This is a genomic window from Coriobacteriia bacterium (genome assembly GCA_013334745.1).
Classification (GTDB): domain Bacteria; phylum Actinomycetota; class Coriobacteriia; order Anaerosomatales; family JAAXUF01; genus JAAXWY01.
Genome location: JAAXWY010000032.1, coordinates 1 through 17,319, shown reverse-complemented (window position 1 = coordinate 17,319; position 17,319 = coordinate 1). Strand labels below are relative to the sequence as shown.

Annotated in this window: 12 protein-coding genes, 1 tRNA gene and 1 pseudogene; all 14 read left to right on the top strand. The window is 63.5% G+C overall.

The genetic code is table 11. The features are described 5' to 3' along the window. Positions 1 to 79: 79 nt before the first annotated feature. Positions 80 to 928 carry an RNase adapter RapZ gene (gene rapZ / locus HGB10_08615; GenBank protein NTU71862.1) on the top strand — a complete coding sequence of 283 codons (849 nt, stop codon included), beginning with the start codon at positions 80 to 82 and terminating at the stop codon, positions 926 to 928. Further along, positions 925 to 1,887 (top strand): YvcK family protein, encoded by a 963-nt coding sequence (locus HGB10_08610; GenBank protein NTU71861.1) that lies wholly within the window; start codon positions 925 to 927, stop codon positions 1,885 to 1,887. The genes rapZ and HGB10_08610 overlap by 4 nt, the downstream gene beginning before the upstream one ends. Then, positions 1,887 to 2,846, top strand: coding sequence for a DNA-binding protein WhiA (gene whiA / locus HGB10_08605; GenBank protein ID NTU71860.1), 960 nt, complete (start codon positions 1,887 to 1,889; stop codon positions 2,844 to 2,846). Before HGB10_08610 ends, whiA begins: the two co-directional genes overlap by 1 nt. A gap of 79 nt (positions 2,847 to 2,925) precedes the next feature. After that, entirely contained in the window at positions 2,926 to 3,966 is a 1,041-nt protein-coding gene (gene gap / locus HGB10_08600; protein ID NTU71859.1) for a type I glyceraldehyde-3-phosphate dehydrogenase, read from the top strand. A gap of 70 nt (positions 3,967 to 4,036) precedes the next feature. Beyond that, the gene (locus tag HGB10_08595; protein NTU71858.1) at positions 4,037 to 5,224 is read left to right on the top strand and encodes a phosphoglycerate kinase; all 1,188 of its coding nucleotides are present in this window, start codon (positions 4,037 to 4,039) and stop codon (positions 5,222 to 5,224) included. 61 nt (positions 5,225 to 5,285) lie between these two features. Further along, positions 5,286 to 6,071: a triose-phosphate isomerase gene (locus HGB10_08590; protein NTU71857.1), complete on the top strand. Its 786-nt coding sequence runs from the start codon at positions 5,286 to 5,288 to the stop codon at positions 6,069 to 6,071. A 33-nt stretch (positions 6,072 to 6,104) separates the two neighbouring features. Then, positions 6,105 to 7,592, top strand: coding sequence for a 2,3-bisphosphoglycerate-independent phosphoglycerate mutase (locus HGB10_08585; protein NTU71856.1), 1,488 nt, complete (start codon positions 6,105 to 6,107; stop codon positions 7,590 to 7,592). Between the two features lie 64 nt (positions 7,593 to 7,656). Then, positions 7,657 to 7,905: a preprotein translocase subunit SecG gene (secG, locus tag HGB10_08580; protein NTU71855.1), complete on the top strand. Its 249-nt coding sequence runs from the start codon at positions 7,657 to 7,659 to the stop codon at positions 7,903 to 7,905. Positions 7,906 to 8,248: 343 nt separating this feature from the next. Then, entirely contained in the window at positions 8,249 to 9,958 is a 1,710-nt protein-coding gene (locus HGB10_08575; protein ID NTU71854.1) for a peptide ABC transporter substrate-binding protein, read from the top strand. 96 nt (positions 9,959 to 10,054) lie between these two features. Then, positions 10,055 to 11,026 (top strand): ABC transporter permease, encoded by a 972-nt coding sequence (locus HGB10_08570; protein ID NTU71853.1) that lies wholly within the window; start codon positions 10,055 to 10,057, stop codon positions 11,024 to 11,026. Positions 11,027 to 11,080: 54 nt separating this feature from the next. Further along, positions 11,081 to 13,060: pseudogene (locus tag HGB10_08565) on the top strand (dipeptide/oligopeptide/nickel ABC transporter permease/ATP-binding protein). Further along, complete coding sequence (locus tag HGB10_08560) at positions 13,060 to 14,088, top strand: dipeptide ABC transporter ATP-binding protein (protein ID NTU71852.1); 1,029 nt, start codon at positions 13,060 to 13,062, stop codon at positions 14,086 to 14,088. Before HGB10_08565 ends, HGB10_08560 begins: the two are co-directional and overlap by 1 nt. 9 nt (positions 14,089 to 14,097) lie before the next feature. Further along, positions 14,098 to 16,935: an EAL domain-containing protein gene (locus HGB10_08555; GenBank protein NTU71851.1), complete on the top strand. Its 2,838-nt coding sequence runs from the start codon at positions 14,098 to 14,100 to the stop codon at positions 16,933 to 16,935. A 57-nt stretch (positions 16,936 to 16,992) separates the two neighbouring features. Continuing rightward, a tRNA-Leu gene (locus HGB10_08550) sits at positions 16,993 to 17,078 on the top strand. The last annotated feature ends 241 nt before the right edge of the window (positions 17,079 to 17,319 follow it).

Genomic DNA, 17,319 nt, shown 5'->3' with positions numbered 1-17,319 from the left:
GTTCGTGTCCGATCAACTCTCGCTCGACTGCGCCCCCGAGGACCGCGGTCCCGCGCCCGAGATCGTCGTCATCACCGGCATGTCGGGCGCCGGTCGCTCCGAGGCGATTCACACCTTCGAGGACCTCGGCTTCTTCTGCATCGACAATCTCCCGCCCAGTTTCATCCCGCAGCTCGTCAACCTGGCGGAACTGCCGGGCAGCCGGATACGGCGCCTTGCCGTCGTCTGCGACGTGCGCGCGCACGGCTTCTTCGCCGAACTCGCGGGTGAGCTCAAGTCGCTCGATGACCGTAGCATCGACTACCACGTGCTTTTTCTCGAGGCCGATGACGACACACTGCTGCGCCGCTTCAAGGAGACGCGCCGTCGTCACCCGCTGTGCGACGACGGTTCGAGCGTGATCGACGGCATTCGGCAGGAGCGCGAAGCGCTCGGTGAGATTCGTGCTCGCGCCGACGTGATCGTCGACACCACCGAGCTTGTGCCCCGAGAGCTCCGCGATCAGATCCGCGACCGCTACTTCAACGAGTCGCTCGCGACCACGCTTGCGATCACTATGGTCTCGTTCGGCTTCAAGTACGGGCTGCCTAAGGATGCGGACATCATCATGGACGTGCGCTTCCTGCCCAATCCCTACTACAACCCCGACATGCGACAACTGACCGGACTCGACGAGCCGGTTCGCGAGTTCGTGCTCGGCAACGCTGAGACCGAAGCGTTCCTCTCGCGGTGGTTCCCGCTGCTCGAGACGGTGGTGCCGGGCTACATCATGGAAGGCAAGCATCACCTCGCCATCGGGGTGGGATGCACCGGGGGCATGCACCGTAGCGTCGCGCTCGCCGAGACGACCGCGGCGTTCCTTCGCGATTGCGGTTACCGGGTCGCCGTCAGCCACCGAGACATCGGACGGGACCGGGAGCATCGATGAGTGTCGGCACAGGTCGTCGTGCTGTCGCCATCGGCGGCGGTACCGGTCTCCCCTCGGTGTTGGGCTGCCTCGTCGACCTCGGCTTCGAGACGAGTGCCGTGGTCACGATGGCCGACGACGGTGGGTCGAGCGGCAAACTGCGTCAGCAGCTCGGGATGCTGCCTCCGGGAGACATACGCAACTGCCTCGTGGCGCTCTCTGACGAGCAGGAGGGGTTGCTCGGTCCGCTCTTCCAGTATCGATTCCCCGAAGGCGAGGGGCTGGCGGGTCACGCCCTCGGCAATCTCATCATTGCGGCGCTCGCCGACATCACCGGTTCGTTCCCGGCCGCGATCGAGGCCGCAGAGCGCTATCTGAACGTGCGCGGCCACGTCTACCCGTCAACGCTCGTCGACTGCGAGCTGCACGGCGTCGATCGCGAGGGCGGCCACCTCTCGGGGCAGGCCCGCCTTGCTGTGAGTGCGAATCCGCTCGAGTGCGTGCACCTCGAGCCCGAGTGGCCCGAGGCGTACCCGCCTGCGCTCGAGGCGATCTCCAGCGCCGACATCATCGTGCTCGGTCCCGGATCGCTGTACACCAGCTTGATCCCTAACCTGTTGGTCGCAGGGGTCGCCGAGGCAATCTGTGAATCGAGCGCCACTCGCATCTACGTCTGCAACGTTGCCAACATGCGCGGCGAGACGGGTGGCCTCGACGCCGCCGACCACGTCATGGCACTCGCAGAGCATGGCCTATCGGGGGCGATCGACCTCGCGCTCGTGCACGAGCCGTGCTCCGGCAGCCGGGTCGTGTGCGATGATGATGCGGGCACCGAGCCGGTGCTTGTTGATGAGGCGATTCTCGCGCGGATTCGAGCGATGGGGCCAGACGTCATCGCCGAGAACCTCGCGGATCCTCAAGACCCCGTCAGGCACTCCCGTTCGGCGCTGTGCCGGACTCTCGAGAAGGTGGTCGTCTAGTGTCGTTCACCGCGGAGGTGAAAGACGAGCTCTCGCGTATCGAGCCCAAGAGGCAGTGTTGCCTCAAGGCCGAGCTCGCTGCCCTCGTGCGCATCGAGGGGACACTTCACATCTCCGGGCCCAATCGACATCGGCTCGAAGTCGCGACCGAGACCGCCCCGGTTGCCCGCACCGTCATCAAGTTGCTCCACGGCGTCTACGGCCTTAAGACCGAGCTCACCGTACGGCGCAGCGTGCTGCACAAGACCAACAACTACCTCATCACCGTGCCCACGCAGCCCAAACTCACGACCGCCCTGTCCGAACTCGGGATTCTCGGCGAGTCGGGTTTCTCGGTAGGCATCGACCCCAAGCTCGTCAAGAAGGACTGCTGCGCGATCGCATACCTGCGCGGCGCCTTTCTCGGAGGCGGATTCGTCGCGGATCCGCATGGCGACTTCCACTTCGAACTGACCGCGGAGACCGAGCAGCTCGCCGAGGACCTCGTCTCGCTCATGCAGCGCTTCGAGATTCCCGCTCGTGTCGCGAAGCGTCGCGGTACCTTCGCCGTCTACCTCAAGGGCGCCGAGCCGATCGTCACGTTTCTCGCGCTCGTAGGTGCGCACCGCGCGCTCCTGCGTACGGAAGACGTGCGCATCATCAAGTCGATGCGCAACGACGTGAACCGGCTGGTCAACGCCGAGATCGCGAACCAGCAGAAGACTGCTGAGGCGGCTATCGGGCAGATCGAGGCGATCAACCTGCTTGCAGCGGTACGCGGGCTCGAGAATCTGCCGCCGGCACTCGGCGAGCTTGCCGAGCTGCGCCTCGCCAATCCTGAGGTGTCCCTGCGTGAACTGGGCGAACTTGCGGACCCGCCGCTCACCAAGTCGGCTGTGTATCATAGGGTGCGCCGTATCGAGGAACTGGCCACCGAACTCCTCGAGCATGGGGACGATTCGAACGGCGAACAGGGGTAGTGCTCGTGCGCGATGACGCGCGCGTGACGTTTCAGTTAGGGGCCGCAACGGAGCGGTCGTCATCCAAGGAGGGATGGGCTTGACTATCAAGGTCGGCATCAATGGGTTTGGCCGTATCGGCCGCATGGTGTTTCGCGCGATGTTCGACAACCCGGCGTTCGAGATCGTCGCGGTCAATGACCTGACGGACACCAAGACCCTCGCGCACCTGCTCCAGTACGACTCGATTCACAAGAAGTTCGTGCACAAGGTCGAGGCCACGGAAGACGCCATCGTCATCCACGGCAAGAGCCTGCTCGGCGAGCTTCTCGGCACGAAGTACCCGGTCAAGGTGCTCTCGGAGCGCGATCCCGCCAACCTGCCGTGGGGTGCTCTGGGTGTGGACCTCGTCGTCGAGTCCACGGGCTTCTTTACCGACGCACTCAAGGCCAAGGCGCACATCGACGCCGGCGCCAAGCGCGTCATCATCTCGGCCCCCGCGTCCAACGAGGACATCACCATCGTCATGGGCGTCAACGACAACGAGTTCGATTCCTCGAAGCACTTCATCGTGTCCAACGCTTCCTGCACGACCAACTGCCTCGCGCCCTTCGCCAAGGTGCTGCGTGACAGCTTCGGTCTCAAGCAGGGCTTCATGAACACGATTCACAGCTACACCAACGACCAGAGCATCCTGGACGTGCCGCACAAGGATCTGCGTCGCGCTCGTGCTGCAGCGATGTCGATCATCCCGACGTCGACTGGTGCCGCCAAGGCCATCGGCCTCGTGCTGCCGGACCTCAAGGGCAAGCTCGACGGTATGTCGATGCGCGTTCCGACTCCGGACGGCTCCGTGGTCGACCTCGTCGCTGAGCTTGAGACGCCCGCCACCAAGGAGCAGATCAACGCAGCGATGAAGGCGGCGGCGGACGGCCCCATGAAGGGCTTCCTCGAGTACTGCGAGGATCCGATCGTCTCGGTCGACGTTGTGGGCAACCCTGCATCGTCGGTCTACGACTCGCTCCAGACCATGGTCATGGGCGGCGGCGCAGGTACGTTCGTCAAGTGCGTCTCCTGGTATGACAACGAGTGGGGCTACAGCAACCGCGTCGTTGACCTCGCCAAGCTCATCATGGCGTAGCAGTCCGATACAGACTCCTGGCGGGGCCCCGTTCATCGGGGCCCCGTTCACCATCTCCGCCGGAGGAAGCATGTTTCCGAAGAAGACAGTCAAGGACGTCGACGTAGCAGGAAAGCGCGTGCTTGTTCGCGTCGACTTCAACGTGCCGATCACTGACGGTGCCGTCACCGACGACACCCGCGTGCGCGCGGCGCTCCCCACGATTCGCTATCTCGTCGACCACCACGCGAAGGTGATCCTGTGCTCGCACCTCGGCCGCCCCAAGGGCGAGCCTGACCTGCAGTTCTCGCTCAAGCCCGCCCGTCGCACGCTCCAGCGCCTGCTGGGCCGAAACGTCTACTTCGCGCCTGAGACGGTGGGCGAGGAGACGACCGAGTCAGTCGAGCGTCTCATCGACGGCGAAGTGCTCATGCTCGAGAACCTGCGGTTCAACCCCGGCGAGAAGGCGAACGACCCTGAATTCGCCAAGCAGCTCGCCGACCTCGCCGACATCTACGTCAACGACGCGTTCGGTGCGGCGCACCGCGCGCATGCATCGACCGAAGGCGTGACGCACCTGCTGCCCGCGTACGCAGGCCTCCTGCTTGCCCGCGAGGTCGAGACGCTCGGCGACATGCTCGCGGACCCCGCGCGCCCGTTCGTCGCAATCCTCGGCGGCAGCAAGGTCAGCGACAAGTTCGGGGTCATCGACCGCCTCATCGACTGCGTGGATGTGCTCCTCATCGGTGGCGGCATGGCTTTCACCTTCCTCGTCGCGCAGGGCATCGAGGTCGGCAACTCGATCGTCGAGACCGACTGGATCGAGCCTGCCAAGAAGATGCTGGAGAAGGCGAGGGAGAAAGGCTGCGACCTGGTGCTTCCGTCCGACTTTGTGGCGGCGGACGCGTTCGCGGAGGACGCCGAGACCCGCATTGTCGGCCGTGAGGAGATTCCCGCGAACATGATGGGGCTCGACATCGGCCCGGCATCGAACGAGTCGTTCAAGCACGAGATCTCGGCTGCAAAGACCATCTTCTGGAACGGCCCGATGGGCGTGTTCGAGATGAAGCCGTTTGAGGATGGCACCAGAGCGGTCGCCGAGGCCATTTCGCGCAATAACCGTGCGGTCTCGGTAGTCGGAGGTGGCGACTCGGTCGCTGCGCTGCGCAAGTTCGGCCTCGAGGATCGCGTCACGTTCGTCTCCACGGGCGGTGGGGCCAGCATGAAGCTGCTCGAAGGCACAGTGCTGCCGGGCGTCGAGGCACTCCTGGACAAGTAGCCGGTAGCACACAACAACAGACACGCACGCCGCACACGCGGCAGTACGAGGGGAGAAGCGCATGGCACGCACGCCGATGATCGCGGGCAACTGGAAGATGTACAAGACGCCGGGTGAGGCTGTCGCGCTCGCGCAGGCTATCGACGACCTGCTCAAGGACGCACCCGACGTGACCGCTGCTGTGGAGGCCGTCGTCTGCCCGCCGTTCGTCGACCTCAAGCCCGTGGCGACCGTCATTGAGTTCGACAGCTCGCCGGTCAAGCTTGCGGCGCAGAACGTGCACTGGGAGTCCGAAGGCGCCTACACCGGCGAGGTCTCTGTGCCGATGCTCGCTGACATCGGATGCGACTACTGCGTCATCGGCCACTCCGAGCGTCGTGAGATGTTCGGCGAGACCGATGAGAGCGTCAACAAGAAGGCAAAGGCTCTGCTCGAGGGCGGCATCACTCCCATCATCTGCTGCGGCGAGACGCTCGAGACGCGCGATGCGGGCGACACCGATGCGTATGTGCGCGGCCAGATTCGCGGCGCACTCGATGGCTTGACCGCCGAGCAGGTCGCGAGCATCGTCATCGCCTACGAGCCCATCTGGGCCATCGGGACGGGCCGTACGCCCACCCCCGAGGCTGCCAACGATGTCTGCCGCTCGATTCGCGCCACGGTCGGCGCGCTCTACAGCCAGCCCGTCGCCATCCAGGTACGTGTTCTGTACGGCGGCTCGGCCAAGCCCGAGAATATCGCGCTGTTCATGCCCGAGCCCGACATCGACGGCGCGCTCGTCGGCGGCGCGGCGCTCGACGCCGCTTCGTTCGTCTCGATGCTGACCACCGCGAAGGACTATGCCTAGGTGACGAAGAACCTACCTGCGCTCCTGGTCATCATGGACGGCTTCGGCGCAGCCGGGGCCGCGACAGGCAACGCCATAGATGCCGCCGATACCCCCAACCTCGACCACATCTTCTCGCAGTGCGCGAAGACCACGCTATGTGCCTCCGGGCTCGCGGTGGGTCTGCCTGTGGGCCAGATGGGCAACTCCGAGGTCGGGCACCTCAACATCGGTGCCGGCCGCGTCGTGTACCAGGAGCTCACTCGTATCAACCTCGCGGTCGAGGACAGGTCGATCTTCGAGAACCCGGTGCTCGCGCACGCGATTGACACCGCGGTTGCAGCCGGGCGAGCCGTGCACTTCATGGGGCTCCTGTCGGACGGCGGCGTCCACTCACACCAAGAGCACCTGTACGCGTTGCTCGAGATGGCGAAGGCGCGCGGTGCACACGACGTCTTTGTGCACGCGTTGCTCGATGGGCGCGACGTGCCGCCGAGAAGCGGCCTCGGCTACGTCGAGCAGCTAGAGTCCGTACTCAACGGACTCGGCACCGGTCGAATCGCCACGGTCATGGGTCGCTATTACGCGATGGACCGCGATAACCGATGGGACCGGGTCGAGAAGGCATGGCGTGCGATCACGCTCGGCGAGGGGGTGGCGGCCGACACCGCCGCTGACGCAGTCGCCGCATCGTACGCCGCGGACGTCTCCGATGAATTCGTCGTTCCCGCGGTCGTCGAGAGCGCGCCGCTGTGCGACGGGGATGCACTCATCTTCTTCAACTTCCGCCCCGACCGCGCCCGAGAAATCACTCGCGCCTTCACCGACGCCACATTCGAAGGCTTCGACCGACCCGTGCGACCGTCGGTGCGCTTCGTGTGCCTGACCGAGTACGACCCCACCATCCCTGCGCCGGTCGCCTACCCCAAAGACCTCCCGACGCACGTTCTCGCCGATGTCCTCGCCGAGACGGGACTACGCCAGCTCCACATCGCCGAGACCGAGAAGTACGCGCACGTCACGTTCTTCCTCAACGGCGGCGCTGAGGAACCCAAGGTTGGGGAGGTTCGCGTGCTTGTGCCCAGCCCGAAGATCGCCACCTACGACATCAAGCCCGAGATGAGCGCGCCTGAGGTCACTCGGCGCCTCCTCGAGGCGGTTGAGGGCGACGTGGCCGACGTCTACATCGTGAACTACGCGAACTGCGACATGGTCGGGCATACCGGTGATTTCGCGTCTGCCGTTCTCGCCGTCGAGGCGGTCGACGTCGGTGTCGGGGCCGTCGTCTCGGCGGTCACGGAGCGCGGGGGAGTGGCACTGATCACCGCTGATCACGGCAATGCGGAGACGATGCTCGACCGAGATGGCGCCACTCCGTTCACCGCCCACACCCTCTCTGACGTGCCATTCGTCGTCTGTGCACAGGGCGTCACGGCGCTGAAGACGGGCGGCCGGCTCGCCGATGTCGCACCGACTATTCTGGACCTGATAGGGGTTCCCGTTCCGATGGAGTGGACGGGCGCAAGCTTGCTGATATACTGAGTGACCGTGTCACGGCCCGGCCGAGACGCGCCTGAATTCCGAAATCTCGCTTCGAGGAGCACCTGTGAACAACGCCCTACTCATTCTGGCTCTGATCGTGTGGGCCGTATCCTCCATCGGACTGATCATCTTCGTGCTTCTGCACTCCGGTAAGGGCACGGGTCTTTCCGAGATGCTGGGCGGCGCCATGTCGACGAATGTCACGGGCACCAGCCTCATCGAGAAGAACCTCGATCGCATCACCATCGGCTTCGCCATCGCATTCGGCGTGAGCCTCCTCGTACTCATGGTCGTCTACCCCAAGGCTCTCTAGCGCCACTGCGCTGCAACGCCCGTTCCCGGGCTCAAGAGCCGTTTCCCTTGCAGTACGCCGCTCGATGCGGTTGACTTGTCGTGGGTACACAACGCCGTAACGGTGCACGCGCTTCGTTGGTGCGCTATACGGTGGTTACCTTCGGGCCGTCTTGGGGCTATACACGGGGCCTTCCGCCCTATGCACGTCCCTGATGATTCCGTTGTGCTTCAGGCCGAATTACCCGGGCTGGCGTGGAGCACGACGAAATGCCGAAGGTGCCGCGCGCACAGCGGGGGCTCCCACTGAAGCGGCTGATCCCATTGGATGGCACTGTTGAGCAGGGCTGGAAGGAGGCAGGGACGTGCAAGGTAACTACCGTAAGGCCATTGCGCTGATGCTTGCGCTCGGGCTCGTCGCCGCTGTTGGCGCCGGGTGTGCGCCTAAGCAGACCACCACCGGCACCACCGGTGGCGAGACGACCACCGCACAGAAGGGCGGAACGCTCGCCTACTATCTCGGTGACGCCGCCTACATCGACCCCTACAACATGCAGGAGTCGGAGGGCACGCAGGTCGGACAGGCGATTTTCGATTCGCTGACCGCATTCGATCCGCTGAAGCCGGAGAACGTCATCCCCGCGGCGGCAGAGTCTTGGACTCCGAACGCCGATGGCTCCGTCTGGACGTTCGTGCTCAACAAGAACGGCAAGTTCGCTGACGGTACCCCCGTCAAGGCTTCGGACTTCATCTACTCGTGGAACCGCATCGCGAATCCGAAGACCAAGAACACCCTGACCAAGGAAGTCGACCCGTCGGTCATCAGCTACCACCTGATGCCCGTCAAGGGATTCGACGAGGTCCAGGCCGGCAAGGCTACCGAGATGTCGGGTCTGAAGGCCATCGACGACTACACGCTCGAGGTCACGCTTTCGTACGCGTTTGCTGACTTCCCGTACGTGGTCGGTCACCCGGCGCTCGCTCCGGTACCGCAGAAGTACGTCGACGAGGGCGTCGACTACAACGGCACCAAGGTCGCCTTCGGTGACATGCCTGTCGGCAACGGTCCGTTCAAGATGAGCGAGCCGTGGAAGCACGACCAGTACATCAAGGTCGTTCGCAACGATGAGTACTATGGCGAGAAGCCGCTCATCGACGGCATCGACTTCCGCATCTTCAAGGACCCGAACACGGCATTCACCGAGTTCGAGGCCGGTACGCTCGACTTCGCTCAGATCGCTGACGGCAAGATCAAGGAGACCGTCGCGAAGTTTGGCGAGTCCGAGAATGGCTACACCGCCAACCCTGGCAAGCAGGCTCTCCTGGGTGCTGAGAACGCGACGTACTACCTCGTCGTGAACCTCAAGAAGAAGGAGATGCAGAACGAGAACCTTCGCAAGGCCATCTCGCTCGCGATCAATCGCGCTGCGATCTGCGAACTTGCGTACGAAGGCACTCGTGACCCCGCCGACAACATCGTGCCGCCGGGAATCGCCGGCTACGAGGCCGGCGCGTGGCCTGATGCCAAGTACGACCTCGAGGCAGCCAAGACGGCGCTCGCGGACGCAGGGTTCCCTGAGGGCAAGGGTGCTCCCGCCATCACCATCACGTATAACAACGACGGCGGCCATGAGAAGATCATGCAGCTCGTCCAGAGCGACCTGAAGGCCATCGGCCTGACGGCGAAGTTCGATACTGCGGACTTCCCCAACACGCTCAAGAAGTACGACGCGGGTAACTTCCAGATCGGTCGTCTCGGCTGGGTTGCCGACTACCCGATCATGGACAACTTCCTGTTCCCGCTGTTCACCACGGGTGCTGGCGACAACAAGTCGTCGTACAGCAACAAGGACGTCGATCAGAAGCTCAAGGATGCGCGTTCGACCACCGACTCGGCGGCTCGCATCGCTCTGTACCAGGAGGCCGACAAGGTTATCGGCTCCACGCTTCCGGTCATCCCGGTCGTGTTCTACAAGCACCACCACGTCGCGTCGGATCGTGTGAACGAACTGACCTATAGCGCGATGGGGCTCGCGGACTTCCAGAAGGTCTGGCTCTCAGCAGCCGCCAAGTAGTCCGTTCGGCACGCGCGTTTTGTTTCGAGACGGGCGGTGGGACGCACAGGTGTCCCACCGCCCGGGTCTCGCTCACACCGATCGTGAAGGCGACGCATGTTTCGCTACATCACTCGCAGGCTGATTCAGTTCATCCCGGTCTTCTTCGGTGTGACACTCATCCTGTTCCTCATGACCACGGTTCTCGGCGACCCGATCCGACTCAAGTTCGGTGAGAGGGCAGCCGATCCGGCGGTGTACCAGCAGTTGGTCGAGAAGCACGGCTTCGACAAGCCGTGGTACGTGCAGTACGTCAACTACCTCGGCGACCTTGCGCGCGGCGATCTTGGTGTCAGCATTCGCACGGGGCGCAGCGTGAAGGCGATTCTCGCCGATACGTATCCCTACACGGTCCGACTCTCCATCGCAGCGATCATCATCGAGATCATCGTGGCCATGGCGGCTGGCATCATCTCGGCGGTGAAGAAGTACAGTTTCTGGGATGTGATGGTCACCCTATCTACGTCAATTCTGGTCGCGATGCCGGTCTTCTGGCTCGGACTTCTGCTTCAGATATTCTTCGGTATCATCCTTAAGGAGTGGACGAACGGGGCCTTCTACCTGCCCATATCAGGCGCTGAGAGCACGACGTTCGGGCCGCTTGCCCACCTCATACTTCCGGCGATCACGCTGGCTTCCGTCTCGACGGCATATGCTGCGCGCATCATGCGCAGTCAGTTGCTTGAGGTGTTGAGTCAGGACTACATACGTACCGCGCACGCCAAGGGCCTCTCAGGCGGACGCGTGCTTCGGAGCCACGCCCTCAAGAACGCGATGATCCCGGTCGTCACGTTCATCGGTCTCGACTTCGGCGCCATGCTCGCGGGGGCGATCCTCACCGAGACCGTGTTCAACTGGCCCGGGGTCGGCTACACGATCTTCCGGGCGATTCAGGCGAAGGACTACCCGGTCGTGTTCGGGGGCACCGTTGTCATCCTGATCGCGGTCATGATCGTCAATCTCGTCGTCGATATCTCGTACGCGTTCTTGGATCCGAGGATCCGCTATGGCGGAGCCTCAGGGGAGTAGCCGATGACGACTGACAAGAACATCGAGAACCCGGAAGAGCGCAAGCTCGACGTAATGGTCGAGTCGGAGGTTACGCCCGTGGGTCACGAGCACACCGCCCCCGGCGCGCCCGCACCTGATGTCGGGACGGGCAAGTCCCGAACGCTCATGGGTGATGCGTGGTATCGGCTACGCAAGAACAAGCTTGCGTTGATTTCGCTGGCCTGGATCATCGGTATCGTGCTCATGGCGCTCACCGCCGACCTGTGGATTCCTCAGCGGTACGGGGATCCGACCGTGATCGACTCAGTGACCGCGATGAAGACCAAGCTCCAGGCACCGTCACTGGCGCACCCCATGGGAACTGACGACCTCGGCCGCGACATATTCAGCCGAGTCATCTACGGTGCACGGGTGTCGCTGTCGGTCGGTATCCTGGCCGTCGCGTTCACGGTGCTGATCGGACTGATACTCGGCTCGTTCTCAGGGTTCTACGGCAGTTTCATCGACTCCCTGATCATGCGCGGCGCCGACATTTTCCTCGCATTTCCCTACATCCTGTTCGCGATCTTGCTCCTCGCCGTCATTCCGCCTGATTGGCGAACCACGATCTGGCCGGTCGTCTTCACGATCGGCTTCCTCGGGTGGCCGAGTATCGCGCGCGTCTTCCGCAGCTCGATCTTCTCGGTTAAGCAGAACGACTACGTCGACGCTGGGCGCGCACTGGGCGCAAGTGACGTCCGACTCATGGTCAGGCACATCATGCCCAACGCGATCGCGCCCATCGTCGTCTACGCCACGATGTCAGTCGGCGGCGCGATCCTCACCGAGGCGGCTCTGTCTTTCCTCGGCCTTGGCGTTCAGCCGCCGACCATCACCTGGGGCCGCATGATCGAAGAGGGTCGCGCATTCATGACGAGCAACCCGATGCTGGTCGTCTGGCCGGGTCTCGCGATTCTGACCACGGTTCTCGCGTTCACCCTGCTTGGTGATGGCGTTCGCGATGCCCTCGACGTAAAGATGAAGGACTGAGACATGGCTGAGGCGCTGCTTTCGGTCCAAGGGCTGAAGATGTACTTCCACACACGCGACGGCGTGGTCAAAGCCGTCGATGGCGTGTCCTACGACCTCGAGCCGGGACAGACGCTGGGAGTCGTGGGGGAGTCCGGTTCGGGCAAGTCGGTCACAGCACTCACGATGATGCGGCTCATCCCGATGCCACCGGGGCGCATCGAGGGCGGGGACGTCTTCTTGCGCGGCAAGTCGCTTCTCACGATGAAGGAAGACGAGATCCGCAAGATTCGCGGCAACGACGTCGCGATGATCTTCCAAGACCCGATGACCTCACTCAATCCCGTGTACCGCATCGGACACCAGATCTCCGAGCAGCTCATCTTGCACAAGGGGATGTCCAAGCGCGACGCGATGGCTCGCTCGGTCGAGCTGCTTGAGCTCGTCGGCATTCCGCAGGCCAAAGCCCGACTTCGGGACTACCCGCACCAGTTCTCCGGGGGGATGCGCCAGAGGGTCATGATCGCCATGGCGCTCTCGTGTGATCCAGCGATTCTCATCGCCGATGAACCCACCACTGCGCTCGACGTGACGATCCAGGCGCAGATTCTCGAGCTCATGGAGGAGCTGCAGACTCGTACCGGCAGCGCGATCATCATGATCACCCACGATCTCGGAGTCGTTGCCGACATGGCCGACAACATCTTGGTCATGTATGCCGGCCGACCGGTCGAATACGGGACCTGCGACGAGGTGTTCTACCGGCCGTCGCACCCGTACACGTGGGGACTCATGGATTCGATACCACGGCATGACGTCGAGAAGAAGGAGGAGTTGTGCCCGATTCAGGGGCAACCGCCATCGCTCGTCAACGTGCCCGCTGGCTGCGCTTTCCATCCACGGTGCCCGTACGCGAAAGACATCTGCCACACCGAGGTGCCCCAGCTTCGCCAGATATCGGGGCTGCACACGGCCGCCTGTCACTTTGCCGGTGACGCTGGGTTCACTCGCACCGAGATGGCGTGCGCGGGGGTGAGTGCCTGATGAGCGAGCTCATCCGCGTCGAGGGTCTCACGAAGCGATTCCCCGTCGAGCAGAGTATGTTCTCGCGCCTGGCACCCAAGTACGTGTCAGCGGTGGAGGACGTGTCGTTTTCGGTCAACTCCGGCGAGACGTTGGGACTTGTCGGCGAGTCGGGTTGTGGCAAGTCCACGACGGGGCGTTGCGTCATCCGACTGACCGAGCCGACGAGTGGCAGCATCACCTTCGACGGGCGCGATGCGCTCGCGCTGAAGGGCAGGGACCTGCAGGCGTACCGTCGCGATGTTCAGATCATCTTCCAGGACCCCTATGCGAGTCTCAATCCGCGCTTCACCATCGGTGAGGTGGTGGCCGAGCCGCTCACGATTCACGGCATCGGCACCCACTCCGAGCAGGTCAAGCGCGCGAAGGAGCTGCTTGAGGTGGTGGGGCTCAACCCCGAGCACACGAGCCGCTACCCCCATGAGTTCTCAGGTGGCCAGCGGCAGCGCATCGGGATAGCGCGCGCACTGGCGCTTAACCCGAAGCTCATCGTCTGCGACGAGCCCGTGTCTGCACTCGACGTGTCGATCCAGGCCCAGGTGCTCAACCTACTCGACCGCTTGCAGGACGAGTTCGGTCTGACCTACATATTCATCGCGCATGACCTCTCGGTCGTTCAGCACATATCCGATCGGGTAGCCGTCATGTACCTCGGCAAGATGGTCGAGATCGCCGACTGGCGCGAACTCTATGTGTCCCCGAGTCATCCGTACACGCAGTCGCTTCTGTCGGCGGTTCCGGTGCCCGATCCGGACCTGCAGCGCACACGTCAGCGCATCCTTCTCCAGGGCGACGTGCCAAGTCCGATCGACCCGCCGTCGGGATGCCGATTCCACACAAGGTGCCCCATCGCTCAGCTGCCTCTGTGTGCAGAGGAGGTTCCGGAGCTCAAGTCGGTCGGCAACGACCACATGGCCGCGTGCCATTTCGCCAAGGCGTATCCGATCCCTGTCGGTGCGAGTAGTGAGCTGTCGGCAACCGCGGTCTGACGGGAAACCATGGCAAAGTGGTCGATCAAGCTCCGAATCGCGCTCACGCTCCTCATCGGAGTGATGCTGGCGCTGTTCGCGCTTCTGGTGCTGCTTGAGGCCGACTACGCTGAGGACGCCGAGGAGAACGGCAGTCTGGCACTGCGGTCGGCACAGGAGAGCTTCGCCGATCTTCAGTCCCGCGATACGGCGATGCTTGCCGCGGTGCTCGACAGCCTCATGGATCGTGAGGACCTGCGGGCGGCGCTTGCGGAGGAGGACACGGCGACCCTGCTCGCCGTCTCGTCCCCGCTCTATCGCATCCTCGAGGAGCGGCGCGGCATCACTCACCTGTACTTCATGGATCCGGAGGGGCACGTGCTCCTGAGGGTGCATCGCCCGGAGCAATCAGGCGACCTGGTCACGCGCTCGACCTTTGGGATTGCGGAACGGACCGCCGGTTACGGGAGTGGTCTGGACCTTGGAAAGACGGCATTCGCCCTGCGCGTCGTCCATCCGCTCTACCGTGGTGGCTCATCGCCCGCCTCTCAACCGGGAACCTCAGGCGCGGACCCGATCATCGGGTACATGGAGGTCGGTGAGGAGATCGAGCACTTCATGAGTTTGATGCCGGCCCATGGCATGGCCGACAACTACACTCTCTTACTTTCCAAGACGAGTCTCAAGCATGAGGACTGGGCGGCGTATCGACGATCTGCGGGGTTGCGCGACGACTGGAACGATCATCCTGACTATGTCGTCGCCGGGACATCCTCGGCATTCGCCCCTGAGTACTTAGACAAGGCCCAGCTTCCTGTCACTCCAGGCACCACCGCCCAGTACGTCGGCATCATCTATGAGGGCCCCGGTCGGTCAACCGCGGTCGGACACTTTCCTGTGCGAGATGCACTGGGTCGGCCCGTCGGTCTCGTGTTGATGTCACACGACCTGTCGAGCATCATCGTCACGATTCGCAGAACGCAGTACGCGGTCGCCGCGGTCATTCTCGTGCTGACCCTTGTCATGGGTATCGTGTTGTTCTTGATGCTCGATCGGCTCGTGTTCAGGCGACTGGGTGCGCTCGCTCGTGAGGGCATGGGGGCGGGCCTGAAGAAGGAGATATCGCTCACGGTGGAGCGAGACCCGACCCTCGATGAGATCGGTCGGTTCGAGAACGAACTGGCCATCGGTCGGCGTGAACTCGAGATCAAGTCCATCCTTCTGGACTCGGCGACCGACGCGATCTGGGTCACCGACCTCAAGGGCCAGATCGTGTACGCCAACGAGGCCGCAGTCGCTTCTCGCGGCTACTCGAGGTCGGAACTGATGGCGATGAACGTGTCCGATCTCGCTGCACCCGGGCATGCGACGCAGGTCGCCCACGCGCTCGAGAGGACGCTTGAGGACGGTCGGGCCATCTACGAATCAGTCGACTTCACGAAGTCGGGTGACGAGGTCCCTGTCGAAGTGCATTCGAGCGTTACAGAGGCCGGCGGAGAGCCGGTCATCCTGAGCGTCTCACGCGACTTGAGTGAACGTTACCGAGCCGAGCAGGCGATGCAGCAACTCGCGTACTTCGATCCGCTTACCGGCGTTGCCAACCGCCGGCTGCTCGACGACCGCCTGCTCACGGCGATGGCGCGTGTCCGTCGGAGCGGCGGCTGTCTCGGCGTTGTATTCCTTGATCTCGACCGTCTCAAGCCGGTCAACGACTCGCTCGGGCACTCCGGTGGAGACGTTGTGCTGAGTGCTGTGGCGCAGTGCCTGTTGTCGGTCGTGCGTGAGACCGACACGGTCGCCCGAGTGGGCGGCGACGAGTTCGTGCTCCTGCTGTGCGACACGGATCCCGAGGCCGTCGCCCTGGTCGTGCCTCGCACTCTGACGATGCTCGAGCGACCGGTACTCGTCGGACACACGAGCGTGCGCGTGACCGCGTCTGCGGGTGTAGCGCTCTACCGCGGAGAGGACGAGACTCCCGAGTCGCTGTTGAGGCAGGCGGACCTGGCCATGTACGCGGCGAAGGCCGCGGGCAGGAACCGCTACACCCTCTTCGACAGTGCCATGGGTACGGCAGCGTACGAGCGCTTCGAGCTTCAGCAGGAGCTCGCCTCCGCCTTCGAGAACGACGAACTCACGCTGAACTACCAGCCGCTCGTGCGGCTGCGGGACGGCGCCGTGATCGGTGCCGAGGCGCTGTGCCGCTGGTTCGGCGATGATCGCGATCCGATCTCGCCAGAGCGGTTCATCCCTGCCGCCGAGGAGAGCGGGCTGATCGTTCCGATCGGTCGCTGGGTCATCACCGAAGCATGTCGACAGGCGCGCGAGTGGCAGGACTCCGGGCTGCCGTTGATGCGCGTCTCGGTGAACGTATCGGTGCACCAGTTCAGCGATGAGCGCCTCGTGGAGACGGTCAAACGCGCTATAGACGACAACGGGATCGCACCCGGTCAACTTGGAATAGAAGTCACCGAGGGAACAGCACTGGGCGGGTCCGATAAGGTGCGTGCGACGCTCAATGCGCTGCACGAACTGGGCGTCAGCCTCGCCGTCGACGACTTCGGAATCGGCTACTCGGCGCTGGACAGCATTGCAAGCCAACCGTTTGACGCGCTCAAGGTCGACCGCTCGTTCGTTGCGGCGATGCAGGCAGGACCCGAGCGTAAGGCCATCGTGCGCACCGTCGTCGACCTCGGTTCCCACCTCGGAATGGAGACGATCGCCGAAGGTGTGGAGTACTCCGAGCAGGCCGCGTGGCTCCTTGAAATGGAGTGCGACTACGCGCAGGGCTTCCTGTACAGTCCTGCGCTTCCGGCCGATGATTTCAGGGCCTACGCCGCTCGTCACCAAGGGAATCTCGATTCTCCCTAGCCGCGCACAAGACCCTTTGCTACACTACCGACTCGCGCCCCAAAGGCGCTTGCGTAAGTCCGAGTGGCGGAACGGCAGACGCGCTAGGTTGAGGGCCTAGTGCCCGCAAGGGCGTGAGGGTTCAAATCCCTCCTCGGACACCATGAATGAACAGCGGCTCTTCCCGAAAGGGGAGGGCCGCTTTGGCTTCAGTCGTGGGTTCGGTCGATCGCTAGGCTGTCGCGCACGCGGTCCCGCATCTCGTGCAGGGTGAGCAGAACGGCCGAGCATCGCTCCATGTCCCACCCATCACCCACAAGTGCGTTCCATTCGCGCGCAACCGTCTCGACAACAGGGGCAAGGTCCTGACCTGCTGGCGTGAGCCAGACGCGGCGTACTCGCGCG

Bases quoted from the DNA above. Each gene is read 5' to 3' on its own strand.
- rapZ (NTU71862.1), top strand. From the start codon at position 80: ATGTCGGGCGCCGGTCGCTCCGAGGCGATTCACACCTTCGAGGACCTC.
- HGB10_08610 (NTU71861.1), top strand. From the start codon at position 925: ATGAGTGTCGGCACAGGTCGTCGTGCTGTCGCCATCGGCGGCGGTACC.
- HGB10_08595 (NTU71858.1), top strand. From the start codon at position 4,037: ATGTTTCCGAAGAAGACAGTCAAGGACGTCGACGTAGCAGGAAAGCGC.
- HGB10_08590 (NTU71857.1), top strand. From the start codon at position 5,286: ATGGCACGCACGCCGATGATCGCGGGCAACTGGAAGATGTACAAGACG.
- HGB10_08585 (NTU71856.1), top strand. From the start codon at position 6,105: ATGGACGGCTTCGGCGCAGCCGGGGCCGCGACAGGCAACGCCATAGAT.
- HGB10_08570 (NTU71853.1), top strand. From the start codon at position 10,055: ATGTTTCGCTACATCACTCGCAGGCTGATTCAGTTCATCCCGGTCTTC.
- HGB10_08560 (NTU71852.1), top strand. From the start codon at position 13,060: ATGAGCGAGCTCATCCGCGTCGAGGGTCTCACGAAGCGATTCCCCGTC.
- HGB10_08555 (NTU71851.1), top strand. From the start codon at position 14,098: ATGGCAAAGTGGTCGATCAAGCTCCGAATCGCGCTCACGCTCCTCATC.